The following is a 14,508-nucleotide window of genomic DNA, read 5'->3' as shown; positions in this document are numbered from 1 at the left end:
CCCGGCGCGGCGGGCCTTCCGCGTCAGCGGGTGTCAGCGGGTGAGGACGATCTTGCCGAACACGTCGCCTGCGGCGACCGCCGCGAAGCCCTCACGGGCCTGCGTCATCGGGATCACGTGATCGATGAGCGGGCGGGCGCCGGTCACGTCGAGGAACTCGACCAGCTGAGCCAGCTCCGTGCGCGTGCCCATCGTGGAGCCCTGGATGCGCAGCTGGAGAAAGAAGATGCGGGTCAGCTCGGCCTGCGACGGGTTGTTGCCGGAGGTGGCGCCGGCGATGACGATCGTGCCGCCCGGCTTGAGTGACTTGACCGAGTGCGACCAGGTCGCCGCACCGACGGTCTCCATCACGGCGTCGACGCGGGCGGGCAGCCGCGCACCCGACTCGAAGACCTCGTTGGCGCCGATCTCCAGCGCACGCGAGCGCTTCGCCTCGTCACGGCTCGTCGCGTACACGCGGATGCCCGCGGCCCGTGCCAGGGTGATGAGCGCCGTCGCGACGCCACCTCCGGCGCCCTGGACGAGGACCGAGTCGCCCGGCTTGAGACCCGACTGCGTGAACAGCATCCGGTACGCGGTGAGCCATGCCGTCGGCAGGCAGGCCGCCTCCTCGAACGAGAGACCCGCCGGCTTGGGGACGACGTTGCGCCTGGGGACGACGACCTTGTCCGCAAATGTGCCCTGGTAGCGCTCCGAGAGCAGCGAGCGCTTCGGGTCGTGGGTCTCGTCACCGGTCCACGACGGGTCGCTGATCACCGCGTGGACGACGACCTCGTTGCCGTCCACGTCTAGCCCGGCCGCGTCGCAGCCCAGGATCATCGGAAGCTGCTCCTCACGAAGGCCGACCCCCCTCAGGGACCAGATGTCGTGGTGGTTCAGCGAGGCAGCCTTGACGGTGACGGTCGTCCAGCCCTCAGGAACCTCAGGGTCGGGGCGCTCGCCCACAACCAAGCCGGAGAGCGGGTCGTCGTTGCTGAAGGATTCGGCGTACACGGCAAACATGACCGCACCCTATCCACGGGTCGTCGGTCTACCGACGCGCGACACCGTCGCCCTACCGACGCGCGACACCGTCGCGACGCGCTGCCGCCATCACCGCCCCCGCCACCGCCGGCGCGACCCGCTCGTCGAACGGCGACGGGATGACGTACGACTCGCTGAGCCGGTCGCCCACCAGGTCCGACAGGGCCCGTGCGGCGGCGACCTTCATGCCCTCGGTCACCCGCGACGCCCGCACGTCGAGCGCGCCGCGGAAAAGGCCGGGGAACGCCAGCACATTGTTGATCTGGTTGGGGTAGTCGGACCGCCCGGTCGCCACCACCCTGGCGTGGCGGCGCGCGATGTCGGGGTGCACCTCGGGCGTCGGGTTGGCCAGCGCGAACACGATCGCGTCGTCGGCCATCCGCTCGACCGCCGACTCCCCCACCGTGCCGCCGGACACGCCGATGAACACGTCGGCGCCGACGAGCGCGTCGGAGAGCTGGCCCGTACGACCCCACTCGCTGGTCTCGTACGCGAGCTCGGCCTTGATCGGCGTGAGGTCCGCACGGGACGGGTGGATCACGCCACCACGGTCCACGACGGCAAGCTTGCGGATGCCGCTCGCCTGCAGGATGCGGGCGATGGCGACCCCGGCCGCACCTGCGCCGGAGATGACGACCTTGGTGTCCTCGACCGACCGGCCCGTCAGCGCCAGCGCGTTGAGCAGCGCGGCCAGCGTGACGATCGCCGTCCCGTGCTGGTCGTCGTGGAACACCGGGATGTCGACGCGCGCCTGCAGCGCGCGCTCGATCTCGAAGCAGCGCGGCGCGGCGATGTCCTCGAGGTTGATGCCCCCAAAGCTCGGCGCGAGGTGCGCGACGGTGTCGACGAAAGTGTCGGGGTCACGGACGTCCAGCGCCAGCGGGATCGCGTCGACGCCACCGAACTGCTTGAACAGGACCGCCTTGCCCTCCATCACCGGCAGCGACGCCGTCGGACCGATGTCGCCGAGCCCGAGGACGGCCGAGCCGTCGGTGATCACGGCGACCGTGTTAGGGACCCAGGTGTAGTCGTCGGCGACCGACGGGTCGGCGGCGATCGCCTCGCAGACGCGGGCGACACCAGGCGTGTACGACAGGGAGAGGTCGTCGGCGTCGCGCAGCGGTGCGGTGCTGGCGATCTGCATCTTGCCGCCGCGGTGTACGTCGAATACCGGGTCCCCCGCGAACTGCGACGAGAACGGGACACGGTCGACTGACTCGGCAACCACGAGAACCTCACTGTTGAGCGAAAGGGTGAACGGGACGAACGGTCGCGTGGAGCGACGTCGTCTGCGTACCGATCGAGAACGGGACCGGTGACCGGAGCCCCACACACGGCCGGTCTGGCCGCGGGAGCGCACAAGAGGGGGTGACCCGCAGGCTATTCAACCACACGGGCTACTGCTGCGAGGCCCGCGCCTGCGCGTCGAGCTCGGAGAACAGCCGGTGCGTCGACCGCGAGAACATGCACCACATCACCGCGCCGGCCGCGATCGCGAAGACGAGCGCCACGGGCGGGTTGGCCTCGCGAAGGTTCCACGCGAGGCCGAGTTGGATGAGCTGGGTGAACGCCAGTGCGCCGCGCCCCCACCCTGCTAGGTGCCACAGCGCGCGTGCCGCGACCAGCTGGAGGCCGGCGTACCCGAAGAAGAACAGCGACGTCCCGATCGCGAGCACCACCCGGTCGGCGTGCAGGTCCAGGAGATCGAGGACGCCGAAGGCGATCAGGGCGAGGGCCTCGACGGCGACGATGACCACCGCTACCTTGATCCTGAGTGTCGGCGCAGGTGCGGTGTGACCCACGAAACAGGCTCCTTCCGGCGTATTGCCCTTGTGTTAACCAGCGTTTCTTGCGACGATCATAGTCTGCTGTGTGGCGCTGATTCATGGGCGAGAGATCGCTGTGATTCCAGGCGACGGGCGGCAGATCGGAACGTTCGAGTCCCACCTCAACGGTACGGGATCCGTATGCCTCCGCCCATGCTCGTGAAGAGATTCACAACTGCCGAAGGTCGCACCCCCCTCAGCGACCAGATGAAAGGATGTTTCGCCATGGACTGGCGTCACCACGCTGCCTGCCTCGACGAGGACCCGGAACTGTTCTTCCCGATCGGGAGCACGGGACCGGCGATCTCTCAGGTCGAGGAAGCGAAGATGGTGTGCCGCCGCTGCGACGTCCGTGACCAGTGTCTCACGTGGGCTCTGGAGTCCGGACAGGACCACGGTGTCTGGGGCGGAATGAGCGAGGACGAGCGCCGCGCACTCAAGCGCCGCACCGCCCGCGCCCGCATCCGCACCGCCTGAGCGGTCTCGCAACGACGCACACCCAGGTCCCGTCTCCGCATCGCGGGGGCGGGACCTTCGTACGTCCTGCCCGTCCCTCAAGGCGTCACCGACGCTCCAGCGGGACCTCGATGCGCACCCGCGTGCCGCCGCCCCCGGTTGCCGGGTGACGGGGCCCGAAGGCCAGCGTCCCCCCGAGCTCGGACTCGACGAGCGTCGCGACGATCGAGACCCCCAGGCTCGTCGTCGCGCGCGGGTCGAACCCGCTCGGCAGCCCCACACCGTCGTCAAGCACCGCTAGCTCCAGGCGGTCGTCACGACGCCGGACCTCCAGCACGACGTGCCCGCTCTCCTCCTCGCCAAACGCGTGCTCGGCGGCGTTCTGGATGAGCTCGGTCAGCACCATCGCGAGCGGCGTCGCGACCTCGGCGGGCAGCTCGCCGAACGAGCCGATCCGCTCGGTGCTCACGCTGCGCGCCGGCGACGCCACCTCGGCAACCATCGTGCGGAGCCGGTCCGCGACCTCGTCGAACTGCACCATCTCATCGAAGGCCTGGCTGAGCGTCTCGTGGACCACGGCGATCGAGCCGATCCGGCGTACGGCCTCTTCTAGCGCCTCGCGGCCGGCGCCGGTGTCCATCCGGCGGGCCTGCAGGCGCAGGAGGGCCTGCACGGTCTGGAGGTTGTTCTTGACCCGGTGGTGGATCTCCCGGATCGTCGCCTCCTTGCTCATCAGCTCGCGCTCGCGTCGGCGCAGCTCGGTGACGTCGCGCAGGAGCACGAGCGCGCCTGACGGCTTGCCCGACGAACGCAGCGGGATCGCCCGCATGCTGAGCGAGGCGTCGCCGTTCTCCAGCTCCGCCTGCGACCCCGTACGACCGGTGAGCGCCGGCTGCATCGCCTGGTCGGTCGGGCGGTGGGGCGCGGCGATGAGCGCGCGCGTGACCTCAGGGAGATCGGTGCCCTCGAGGTCGCCGGTCACGCCGAGCCGCCGGAACGCCGAGACGCCGTTCGGGCTGGCGTACGTGACCCTGCCGTCGGCGTCGGTTCGGACCAGACCGTCACCGACGCGCGGCGAGTGCGACAGGTCGGACTGCTCGCCGGGAAGCGGGAAATCGCCCTCGCTGATCATCTCGGTGAGGTCGTCGGCCATCGCCAGGTACGACAGCTCGAGGCGGCTCGGCGTACGGACGCCCAGGAGGTTGGTGCTGCGTGCGATCACCGCGATCACCGCGCCGTCACGGCGTACGGGGATCGTCTCGAGGCGTACGGGGATGTCGTCGCGCCACTCCGGGTCGCCCTCGCGCACCACACGACCCTCGCGGAACGCCGCGTCGATCGTCGGGCGGCGGTTGCGCGGGACGAAGTCGCCGACGATGTCGTCGAGGTGTGCCGTCACGCCCGTCGTCGGGCGCATCTGCGCGCCGGCCCAGAAGCCCTTGCCCTCGGCGTCGGGCAGCCAGAGCACGAGATCGGCGAACGAGAGGTCGGCCAGGATCTGCCAGTCGGCGACGAGCTGGTGGAGCCACTCCATGTCCTCGCGCGACAGGCTCGTCTGGTGACTGGCGACGTCGTCGAGGGAGGGCACGCGGCCAGCGTATCCAGCCCGGATCGCCCTCCAGCACGCCCCGGCGGAAAAGGGTGTGGGGTGGGTCTCCCTGCGGACGTGGTACGTGCGACCATAGGCCCGTGTCCGAGTCGTACTGGCAGTCCGTGATCGGCGCCGGGATGCAGGTGCCGAGCGATCGGTCGCTCAACGACCTGACGCTCGAGCTCATCGACATGCTCGCGAGCCCCGATCCGGAGCAGCGCGACGGCATCGCCTTCCCGCTGCTCGCCACGTGGATTCACTCCGGCGAGTACGACACCCTGCTGCGCGGATTCGGCAACGGGGTCGTCACCGGTCTGAGCAACGGCCTCGGCAACTCCGGAGACCTCACCGTGCTCCGACGCTCGTACACCGCGCTCGTGCTCACCGAGATCGTCACGCGCGACAACGAGATGCAGCTGCTTCCCGCCGGGACCGTGATGGGCTGGGGCGACCAGGCGACGTCCTGGCTGATCCGCGAGAAGGACCTCCGCGGCTGGATCCCGGACGTGGGCTGGGCGCACGCGGTCGCCAACGGGGCCGATCTCCTCGGCGCGCTGGCCCGCTCCCCCCACTTCGACAAGCTCGAGCTGATGGTGCTGCTCGACGTCATCGCCGACCGGCTCCTCGCCCCGACCGACCACGTGCTCTACCACGGTGAGGACGACCGGCTCGCGTACGCCGCGATGGCGGTGCTGCACCGCGACGCGGTCGCGCCCAACGTCGTCGAGCCCTGGATCGCCCGCCTGGGAGCGGGGACGCGGCGCCCTCGGACCCGGGGCAAGTCCTCTGGCCAGTGGCCGTCCCCCACCGCTTACAACACCTCGCGCTTCCTGCGTGCGCTCCACCTCCAGCTGGCACTCGGCGTGAAGGGACGCTCGGGGGTGGCAGGCGACGACACGCTCTTCGCGGGGCCCTCGCCGCACCGCGCCGACCTCCTCCTCGCGGCGATCGAGCAGATCCGCGCGGAGAGCCCCTGGCTGTTCACCACCCCGAACGTCCGGCGTCCCGTCCCGTCGTCGCGCTGACCCGTTCCGACTGGGCGGGTGTCCAGGTTCCTCTGTACGGGTCACCTACCGCTGGGTAACCTGGGTCACATGACCGCAGAGACCCCCACTGCCACCGATGCCGCTCCCGAGGGCCGCGAGGGACACGGCGGTGACCACGCCGTCGATGCCGCGAAGGCCCACGGCGTCGAGACCATGTTCACGCTCTCGGGTGCGCACGTCTTCCCGCTGTACGACGCCGCCGTCAAGGCCGAGACGCCGATGCGCATCGTCGACGTCCGCCACGAGCCTTCGGCGGTCTTCGCCGCAGAGGCCACCGGCAAGCTCAGCCGTACGCCGGGCCTGGCCGTCCTCACCGCGGGCCCGGGCATCACCAACGGCGTGAGCCCGATCGCGCAGGCGCACTTCGCAGGCTCGCCGCTCGTGACGATCGGTGGCCGCGCGGCCACTCACACGTGGGGCATGGGGAGTCTCCAGGAGCTCGACCACCCGCCGATCATCTCCACGGTCTCCAAGTGGGCCGGCACGGCACCGACGGTCGACGAGGTCGGGCCGATGGTTGACCACGCGTTCGCGCTGGCCGGCTCCTCGCACCGTGGGCCGACGTTCCTCGACGTGCCGATGGACCAGCTCTTCAGCCGGACGACGGCCACCGGCGCCGCCTACGGCGTGCTGCCCGACGCGCTCGAGCCCGACGGTGACCAGGTCGCCCAGGTCGCCCGGCTCCTCGCAGAGGCCCAGCGTCCCGTGCTCGTCCTCGGCACCGACGTGTGGGCCGATCGCGCCGAGCAGGCGGCGCTGCGCTTCGTCGACGAGTCGGGGATCCCCGCGATCGCCAACGGCATGGGCCGCGGTGTGATCCCCGGCGGCCACCCGCTGCTCGTCACCAAGGCCCGCTCGCAGGCGCTCGGCAAGGCCGACCTCGTCGTGGTCGTCGGCACCCCGCTCGACTTCCGACTCGGCTACGGCGTCTTCGGCGGCAAGGACGGTGCCCCGCACGCGAAGGTCGTGCACGTCGCCGACAGCCCGAGCCAGGTCTCGTCCCGTGCCGACCTCGCGGCGTCGCTGGCCGGTGACCTCACGACGTGCTTCGACCAGGTCCTGCACGCGCTGCTCTCGACGTCCGGCTCCCGCCCGTCGTGGACCGACTGGACCCAGCAGCTGCGCGAAGCGGTCGCGGCGGCTGCCACCCGTGACGCCGCACTGCTCGGAGCCGAGGCCGACCCGATCCACCCCGCACGGATCTACGGCGAGCTCATCCCCCGCCTCGCCGACGACGCCGTCGTGATCGGTGACGGCGGCGACTTCGTCTCGTTCGCCGGCAAGTTCCTCGAGCCGGCGCGCCCCGGCTGCTGGCTCGACCCCGGCCCGTACGGGTGCCTGGGTGCGGGTCTCGGCGCGGCGATGGCGGCGCGGATCGCACGGCCCGACAGCCAGGTCGTCGTGCTGTTCGGCGACGGGGCAGCGGGCATGTCGCTCATCGACGTCGACACGCTCGTCCGCCACAACCTGCCGGTCGTCATGGTCGTCGGCAACAACTCCGCCTGGGGCCTCGAGAAGGCACCGATGCAATTCCTGTACGGCTACGACGTGGCCGCCGACCTCGCCCCCCACACGCGGTACGACCAGGTCGTCACCGCCCTCGGGGGCGGCGGCGAGACCGTGACCGACCCGAAAGACATCGGCCCCGCTCTCGACCGCGCGTTCGCCTCGGGCATCCCCTACCTCGTCAACGTGATGACGGACGTCAACGCGCAGTACCCGCGCAGCACCACCGGCGTCTGAGGTCGCGTACGGGGCAGTTGCCCACGCATGCGACCATGGAACGAGCACATTTTCGAGGAGGACCCATGGGCAAGACTGGCCGCAAGCGCCGGGCGCGTCGCAAGAAGGGCGCGAACCACGGCAAGCGTCCCAACGCTTGAGCAGCACCCAAAGAGCCTCGTACCAGACCGGTACGAGGCTCTTTTTGTCTGCGCGCTTCGCCGATCAGCCGTCGCCACTTTCCGTGGGGCCCCACCGAAAGTCGCTGCCCCACTGAAAGCTTCCGGTGGGGCAGCACGTCTCCGTGGGGCCCCACGGAGAGTGAAGGCGGTCAGACGGAGCGCGTGAAGGCGACCAGCTCGGTGCCGGGCACGGGAGACCAGTCGAGGTCCGGGTGACGGACGAAGCCGTGCCGCTCGTACACCTGGTGCGCGGGCACCATCTCGGGCAGCGAACTGATCACGATCTCCCGAAGGCCGTCGACGGCCGCGCGCTCGAGGCACCAGCGCACCATCGCGGACGCGACGCCGCGCCCCGCGGCGTCCGGCCGGACGCCGAGCATCCGGAACTCCCCCTGGTCGTCGCGCGTCGCGAGCTCACGCATCGACGAGCCGGGGCCGCACCACGTGAAGGTGCCGACGACCTCGCCGTCGAGCTCGGCGACGAGGACGTCCGAGTCCTCCGCGCGATGCGCGACGTCAGCGAGCTTCGCCGCGTAGTCCACGTCGTACGAGCCGTCGGCGCGGACGAGGTACCCCTCGGCGCTGTAGGCGGCCACGACGATCTCACCCGCCAGCGCGTGCTCGGCGGGTGCGGCCGGACGGACCAGGACCGTCTTCATGCGCCGACGCGGGCGAGGAACCGGTCGACGTCGACGACGACCCGGCGCACCTCGCCCTCGGCGAGCATCCGGCCGTCCGCGTCGGTCACGACGACCTCGAACGTCACCATGCGTCCGTCGACGGCCTTCACGGTCGCCACGACCGCGACGACGGAGCCCACCGGGCTCGCGGCGAGGTGGTCGAGGCGTACGCGCGTGCCGACGGAGGTGGCGCCGGCCTCGAGGACGGGCGCGAGGGCCTCGCACGTCGCCTCCTCGCACCAGGCGAGCACCCGCGGCGTCCCGAGCACCTCGAGCGAGCCGCTGCCGACGGCGCGCGCAGTGTCAGCCTCGGTGACATGCTTGGTGAGCGACGCGGTCAGGCCCTTCTCGAGCCCGCTCACGCGTCCATCTCGCCGCGGGCGTCGGTGCCGACGACGTCGGTACGGGTGTAGGTGACCGTGGTCCGGATCGAGGTCAGGACCTTCGCGCGGAGGACCTCCGGAGCCTTCTCGCGGCACGAGCGCGCCACGAGCTCCTTGACGATGCGCTCCACGTCGAACTGCGTGAGGCACGGCGCGCAGTCGGCGATGTGGGCGTGGACCGCGTCCCAGTCGCCCTCGGCCATCTCGTGGTCGAGGAAGAGGTAGAGGTTCTCGAGGGCACTCTGGCAGTCCGGCCCGAGGTTGATCTCGTCACTCATGCCTTGTCACCTGCCGAAACCATGCCGCGTTCGCGGGCGTAGTCGGTGAGCAGCTCGCGCAGCTGCTTGCGTCCACGGTGGAGCCGCGACATCACGGTGCCGATGGGGGTCTCCATGATCTCGGCGATCTCCTTGTACGGGAAGCCTTCGACGTCGGCCAGGTAGACCGCGTACCGGAAGTCCTCGGGCAGCTGCTGCAGCGCCTGCTTGACGTCACTGTCAGGGAGGTGCTCCAGCGCCTCCATCTCGGCGGACTTGAGGCCGCTCGAGGTGTGCGCAGCGGAGCGGGCGAGCTGCCAGTCCTCGATCTCGTCCGTCATCTGCTGCTGCGGCTGGCGCTGCTTCTTGCGGTACGAGTTGATGTAGGTGTTGGTGAGGATCCGGTAGAGCCAGGCCTTGAGGTTGGTGCCGGGCCGGAACTGGTGGAACGACTGGTACGCCTTGGCGAACGTCTCCTGGACGAGGTCCTCGGCATCGTGCGGGCTGCGCGTCATGCGCAGCGCAGCGGAGTAGAGCTGGTCGAGGAACGGCAGCGCGTCACGCTCGAAGCGCGCGGTGCGCTCCTCCGGGGTCTCGCTCGCCTCGACCCGCTCGGTCGACTCCTCGGAGTCGGCCGCGACAGGGGCTTCGGTGGGTTCGGTCATCACCGCCCAGCCTACCTCCGGAGCCACGGTCCGGTCCGGCTCGACGGGGCCGGTGTCAGCGGGGCGAGTCAGGGTCGCGAGCACGCATCCTCCTCCGGTTGCTGCCAGGCCGCGCGGATGGCGGCACGACAGGTGTCAACGCAGTCCGGCGGAACGTCATTCCCCGGCAGTGCCCGAGCGACCGACGCGATGATGGAGGAACTCGTGCACGCCCTCGACGAGCAGCGCGTCGACGGCTGCCTGGTCGGGCTCTGCCCGCTTGGCGACCTTGAGCGAGTGGTCGGCCCCGGGGAGCACGACCATCGACGTGCCGAGGGGAAACTCCGCGGGGGTGCCGAAGGTGTCCCGCTCGCCCTGGACGACGAGCGTCGGGACCCCGGCGCCGAGAAGCTCGTCCGCGCGGCTGCGCTCGGGCCTGCCTGGCGGGTGCAGGGGGAACGCCAGCGCGACGACGCCGACCGCACCGAGCGCGCGCCCGCGCCGGCAGGCCACCCGCGCACCGGCGCTGCGCCCGCCGATGAACAACGGCACCCGCGGCCGCAGGTGGTCGACCAGCGACGTGAAGGACGCATCGAGGACGCTCGGTGCAGAAGCGATGCGCTTGCCGGCGGTCCGCCACGGCATCTCGATCCGCACGACACCGACGCCCAGCTTCGGGAGGCCCGCGGTGAGGACCTCCAGGTCGTGGCTCTCGATCCCGCCGCCGGCGCCGTGCGTGAGGACCAGCACGGCCCACGGGCGGTCCGAACGTCGCGCCACGATCCGACCCGGCCCGTACGGGGTGTCGTACGTGGCCTCGGACAGCGTCGTCATCAGAGGTCACCGAGGCGGGGCTGTCCCCCGTCGTCGGGCTCCGGCTCCCCGTCGGCTGCGATCGGCTCCATCAGCTCGGGGCCGTTGTTGCGGACGTTGTTGACGGACGTGGACACGGGGTACGCCTCGAGCGCACCAGGCGCCGCAGGGACGAGGAGCTCTCCGAGCCGGTCCTTGTCGTCCATCTCGGGGTCGAGCCACGTCGTCCACTGGTCGTGGGGGACGAGCATCGGCGCCCGGTCGTGGATGCGGCCGAGCTCGTCGGTCGCCGTGGTCGTGATGATCGTGAAGGTCCACAGCCACGAGGCCTCGTCGTCCTCAGGACGCGACTTGTCGTGCCAGATCTCGTACAGGCCGGCCATCGCGAGGGTGCCACCGTCGGGGGCGTGGATGAAGTACGGCTGCTTGATCGGCTTGCCCTTGGCATTGAGCCGGTCGGTCTCGTACCACTCGTAGAACCCGTCGGCGGGCACGAGCGCGCGCCGCTTGGCGAACGCGGCGCGGAACGACGGCTTCTCGCCGAGCGTCTCCGAGCGCGCGTTGATGAGGCGGTTGCCGATCGCGCGGTCCTTGGCCCAGCTCGGGACCAGTCCCCAGGTCAGGGCCTTGACCAGCCGGTGTGTGGTGTCGGGGTCCTCTGACGAACGTCGTTCGAGGATCAGCGGCACGACCTTGGTCGGCGCGACATTGTAGTCGGGGCGCAGGTCAGGCAGGTCCTCGGCGGGCTCGGCCTCGAACTCGGCGCTCAGGTCGGCGGTGGATCGGGTGGTGGCGTAGCGGCCGCACATGGGACCAGCGTTCCACATCGGCCCGCCACGGGGCAGGACGCCTGTTGACGCGTCACGCACCGACGTCCGCTCGACCCGAGAGCGAGCGGACGCCGGTGCGGTCAGCCGAGCTCGTCCGCGGAAGAACCGCGACCGAGCTCACCGAGCAGGCGGCTCGCTGCCTGCGAGCTCGCCGGGACACCCTCGACCCACACCCGGGTCGAAGGGACGTCGGGCGACTGCGCGATGAGATCGCGCAGAGCCGTGTACCCACGTGTCGCGTCCGACCGGCGGACCAGCGCCACGGCGCGGCGCTCGCCGAGCCGTGCGATGGTCTCGTCGCCGTCGAAGCAGGTCCTCAGGAGGTCCGACACGGCGATCATCGACAGCGATCGCAGCAGTCCGATCTCGGGGCCCCCGGTGGACGTCAGCTCGACGACCACGAAGGCCCACTGGTCCGAGGCAGCCGCACCGTTGCGCTCGGCGAGGCGATAGGCATCGTCGAGCCGGGTTCGCAGGTGCTCGGGCGTCGTCAGACCGGTCAGAGGGTCCTCGCACGACATCGCGTACGCGTCTTGGAGGGCGGTCTCGGTCCACGCGATGCTCATCGCGCGGACCATCTCGTACGGTGGGAGCGAGCCCGAGACGCTGCGGCTCACGTCTTCGACGTCGCGCAACAGCTCGCTCCACCCGATCCCCTCGGCCGCCGCCGCCGTCCCCAGCTCGACGGCAGCACCTTCGGGGTCCCCTCCTCGACGAAGCACGTCGCGCAGCGCGTCCAGGTGGCGCATCGGGACCAAGAACAACGTCTCGGTCGAAACCCGGTACGCCGAGGTGGAGGCTGTCTCGTTGTGCTTCATGGTGGTGAGACGACGGTCGCCACGAACCATGACGCCGGTTCGACAATCTTTTTCTCCGGACTGCCCTTGGCCACGCGTTCTCGCCTACGGTGGGAGGCGAAATGACCGACATTCCTGCCGACCCCACGGTCCCGAGCGACGCTGAGCTGATCTCGGCGGTCCGCGCGGGAGACAACGACGCGTACGGGGCGCTCTTCGAGCGTCACCGCGACGCGGCACGCAGGATGGCCGCTCAGCTGGTCCCGGGCCCCGACGGCGACGACCTGGTCTCTGAGGCGTTCATCAAGGTCCTCGGTCAGCTCCGCGCGGGAGCGGGCCCCGACGTGGCGTTCCGCGCATACCTCCTGACGGCGATCCGCCGCCTGCACGTCGACCGGATCCGCGCCGAGCGGCGGGTCCAGCCCACCGACGACCTCGAGAAGTACGACGGGGGTGTCGAGTTCGACGACACGGCCGTCGCCGCCTTCGAGAACTCAGCGGCGGCCCGGGCATTCGCCTCGCTCCCCGAGCGCTGGCAGCTCGTGCTGTGGCACCTCGACGTCGAGGGCGCCAAGCCTGCCGACATCGCGCCGATGCTCGGCATGACCGCCAACGGGGTCTCGGCGCTCGCCTACCGGGCGCGCGAGGGTCTGCGTCAGTCGTATCTCCAGCTCCACCTCGCCGACACCGCCGAGGAGCAGTGCCGCTGGACCACCGAGCGCCTCGGCGCGTACGTGCGCCAGGGCCTCGGCAAGCGCGAGACCACCCGGGTCCGCGAGCACCTCGAAGAGTGCCCTCGGTGCACGGCCGTCTATCTCGAGCTGGTCGAGGTCAACTCGGGACTGCGCGGCCTGCTCGCCCCGATCCTGCTCGGCGCCGCCGGCTCCGGCTACGTCGCGGCGACCCGCGGCGAGACCGCAGCGGGCACGGCAGCGAGCGGCAGCACCGCAGGCACGGCGGTCGGACGCGCCCGCGACTGGGTGATGGCCGCTCCGTCGCACGGCATCGCCGCCGCCGGCGTCACCGTCGGCATCATCGGCGCCGCCGTGGCCGGCACGCTCCTGGCGATGACGCTGGACATGCAGACCGGACCGACGTCCGACGAGGCCTCCGACGGCCCGCAGCAGCAGCTCCCTGCCCCCTCGACAGGTGGCACTCCCGCTCCGCGGCCGGCTCCCGCCGACCCCGCGGATCCCACAGGCGTGATTCCGCCGGGTCTGACCCTGCCCGGGCCGCTGCCGACGGCCCCGAGCATCCCCGTCACGGACCCCGGCACCGATGAGCCCGACACGGCTCTGCCCGATCCCGACGAGCCCGCTCCCGACGAGACGCCGGACGGCCCGCGCGACGGCGAGGACCCGGCGCCGAACGAGCCGACTCCCACCGCGCCGGAGCCGACCGAGCCGACTCCCACCGCGCCGGAGCCGACCGAGCCGACGCCCACCGAGCCCACACCGACCGAGGATCCCCCGTCGCCGCCGACCGGCGTCGCGCTCAGCGATGAGTCCGACGGGGTCACCCTGCGCTGGGACGAGGTCCCCCGCGCGACCGGCTACGAGGTCTACCGTGCGGCTGACACCGGCGCCGGGGCCGGCCGCTTCTCACTGGCCGCCGCCATCACTGGTGAGCTGATCTCCGGCCCCGAGCCGCTCACCGCACTGTCGTACGTCGACGTCGACGCGCCGAACGGCGGCCGGGTCCTGTACGAGGTCGTCGCGGTCGGACGTGGCGGCCGATCCGAGACGGCGACCATCGGCCCGTTGACCCTGCCGAGCACGGGGCAGCTCTCCGTACGCCCGATCGGGTTCGGCATCCGCTGTCTCGACGTCCGTGGTCGCCCGGGCGCCGCGACCGTGCGCCTGACGGCCGACTGCTCCTCCGGGACGTCGTGGCGGGTCTGGGACGGGCTCAAGGCTGACGGCTGGGTCGGCCTGAAGGCCGTCTCTGGACCCTTCACCGGGTCGTGCCTCGCGTCCGCGGCCACGCCGCTGATCTCGACCGTCACGATGACCGAGTGCGCGGCCGGCGACGCACGCCAGGAGTGGGACCTCGACCCCACCGACGACACGGCTCAGCAGGTCGCGGCCAGAGCGCGACCAGGTCAGGTGCTCGACGCGACGGTGGCGAGCGTCGGTGGCCCGCTGCTCACCGCGCCCCGCATCGGCGACGACGACCTCGACCGCAACCAGCGCTTCACCTTCTCCGTCGGCCTCGAGAGCGGTCCAGCGAGCTGACGTCCGGAGCACCCTGGCGATCTA

16 protein-coding genes are annotated in these 14,508 nt (G+C 71.1%); 5 read left to right on the top strand and 11 right to left on the bottom strand.

Annotated features, from left to right (window positions below; translation table 11 throughout):
- Positions 1–33: 33 nt before the first annotated feature.
- The 3 genes from ACFSDF_RS10890 to ACFSDF_RS10880 form a co-directional block, all read right to left on the bottom strand.
- A complete protein-coding gene (locus tag ACFSDF_RS10890) occupies positions 34–1,002 on the bottom strand; it encodes a zinc-binding dehydrogenase (RefSeq protein WP_167007472.1) in 969 nt (322 codons plus the stop codon).
- 52 nt (positions 1,003–1,054) lie between these two features.
- Positions 1,055–2,251, bottom strand: a complete 1,197-nt coding sequence (locus ACFSDF_RS10885) for an NAD(P)-dependent malic enzyme (protein WP_370465458.1) — start codon at positions 2,249–2,251, stop codon at positions 1,055–1,057.
- Between the two features lie 169 nt (positions 2,252–2,420).
- A complete protein-coding gene (locus ACFSDF_RS10880) occupies positions 2,421–2,825 on the bottom strand; it encodes a hypothetical protein (RefSeq protein ID WP_167007469.1) in 405 nt (134 codons plus the stop codon).
- Positions 2,826–3,074: 249 nt separating this feature from the next.
- Between ACFSDF_RS10880 and ACFSDF_RS10875 the strand changes: the two genes are divergently transcribed.
- Positions 3,075–3,326: a WhiB family transcriptional regulator gene (locus tag ACFSDF_RS10875; RefSeq protein WP_167007466.1), complete on the top strand. Its 252-nt coding sequence runs from the start codon at positions 3,075–3,077 to the stop codon at positions 3,324–3,326.
- An 85-nt stretch (positions 3,327–3,411) separates the two neighbouring features.
- Here ACFSDF_RS10875 and ACFSDF_RS10870 read toward each other — a convergent pair whose 3' ends face one another.
- A complete protein-coding gene (locus tag ACFSDF_RS10870; protein WP_167007463.1) occupies positions 3,412–4,893 on the bottom strand; it encodes a sensor histidine kinase in 1,482 nt (493 codons plus the stop codon).
- 101 nt (positions 4,894–4,994) lie between these two features.
- Here ACFSDF_RS10870 and ACFSDF_RS10865 point away from each other — a divergent pair, with 101 nt between their 5' ends.
- From ACFSDF_RS10865 to ACFSDF_RS10855, 3 genes are all read left to right on the top strand, one after another.
- Complete coding sequence (locus ACFSDF_RS10865) at positions 4,995–5,921, top strand: DUF2785 domain-containing protein (RefSeq protein ID WP_243843087.1); 927 nt, start codon at positions 4,995–4,997, stop codon at positions 5,919–5,921.
- Positions 5,922–5,990: 69 nt separating this feature from the next.
- Positions 5,991–7,685 (top strand): acetolactate synthase, encoded by a 1,695-nt coding sequence (locus tag ACFSDF_RS10860; protein WP_167007460.1) that lies wholly within the window; start codon positions 5,991–5,993, stop codon positions 7,683–7,685.
- Between the two features lie 65 nt (positions 7,686–7,750).
- Positions 7,751–7,825, top strand: coding sequence for a 50S ribosomal protein bL37 (locus ACFSDF_RS10855; protein WP_369797015.1), 75 nt, complete (start codon positions 7,751–7,753; stop codon positions 7,823–7,825).
- 170 nt (positions 7,826–7,995) lie between these two features.
- Here ACFSDF_RS10855 and ACFSDF_RS10850 read toward each other — a convergent pair whose 3' ends face one another.
- From ACFSDF_RS10850 to ACFSDF_RS10820, 7 genes are all read right to left on the bottom strand, one after another.
- A complete protein-coding gene (locus ACFSDF_RS10850) occupies positions 7,996–8,505 on the bottom strand; it encodes a GNAT family N-acetyltransferase (protein WP_167007457.1) in 510 nt (169 codons plus the stop codon).
- Positions 8,502–8,888 (bottom strand): thioesterase family protein, encoded by a 387-nt coding sequence (locus tag ACFSDF_RS10845; RefSeq protein ID WP_167007453.1) that lies wholly within the window; start codon positions 8,886–8,888, stop codon positions 8,502–8,504. The genes ACFSDF_RS10850 and ACFSDF_RS10845 overlap by 4 nt, the downstream gene beginning before the upstream one ends.
- Entirely contained in the window at positions 8,885–9,187 is a 303-nt protein-coding gene (gene rsrA / locus ACFSDF_RS10840) for a mycothiol system anti-sigma-R factor (protein ID WP_167007450.1), read from the bottom strand. The genes ACFSDF_RS10845 and rsrA overlap by 4 nt, the downstream gene beginning before the upstream one ends.
- Positions 9,184–9,831: a sigma-70 family RNA polymerase sigma factor gene (locus tag ACFSDF_RS10835; RefSeq protein ID WP_167007447.1), complete on the bottom strand. Its 648-nt coding sequence runs from the start codon at positions 9,829–9,831 to the stop codon at positions 9,184–9,186. Before ACFSDF_RS10835 ends, rsrA begins: the two co-directional genes overlap by 4 nt.
- A gap of 156 nt (positions 9,832–9,987) precedes the next feature.
- The gene (locus tag ACFSDF_RS10830) at positions 9,988–10,644 is read right to left on the bottom strand and encodes an alpha/beta hydrolase family protein (RefSeq protein ID WP_167007444.1); all 657 of its coding nucleotides are present in this window, start codon (positions 10,642–10,644) and stop codon (positions 9,988–9,990) included.
- A complete protein-coding gene (locus ACFSDF_RS10825) occupies positions 10,644–11,432 on the bottom strand; it encodes an SOS response-associated peptidase (protein ID WP_167007441.1) in 789 nt (262 codons plus the stop codon). Before ACFSDF_RS10825 ends, ACFSDF_RS10830 begins: the two co-directional genes overlap by 1 nt.
- A gap of 101 nt (positions 11,433–11,533) precedes the next feature.
- Positions 11,534–12,271, bottom strand: a complete 738-nt coding sequence (locus ACFSDF_RS10820; RefSeq protein WP_167007439.1) for a hypothetical protein — start codon at positions 12,269–12,271, stop codon at positions 11,534–11,536.
- A 101-nt stretch (positions 12,272–12,372) separates the two neighbouring features.
- On the opposite strand from ACFSDF_RS10820, the gene ACFSDF_RS10815 reads away from it, so the two are divergent.
- Positions 12,373–14,484, top strand: a complete 2,112-nt coding sequence (locus ACFSDF_RS10815; protein WP_167007435.1) for a sigma-70 family RNA polymerase sigma factor — start codon at positions 12,373–12,375, stop codon at positions 14,482–14,484.
- Positions 14,485–14,508: the final 24 nt, after the last annotated feature.

This window comes from Mumia zhuanghuii, assembly GCF_042681565.1.
Lineage (GTDB): Bacteria > Actinomycetota > Actinomycetes > Propionibacteriales > Nocardioidaceae > Mumia.
The sequence above is the reverse complement of the archived record's forward strand: the minus strand, read 5'-3'. Positions and strand labels throughout refer to the sequence as shown.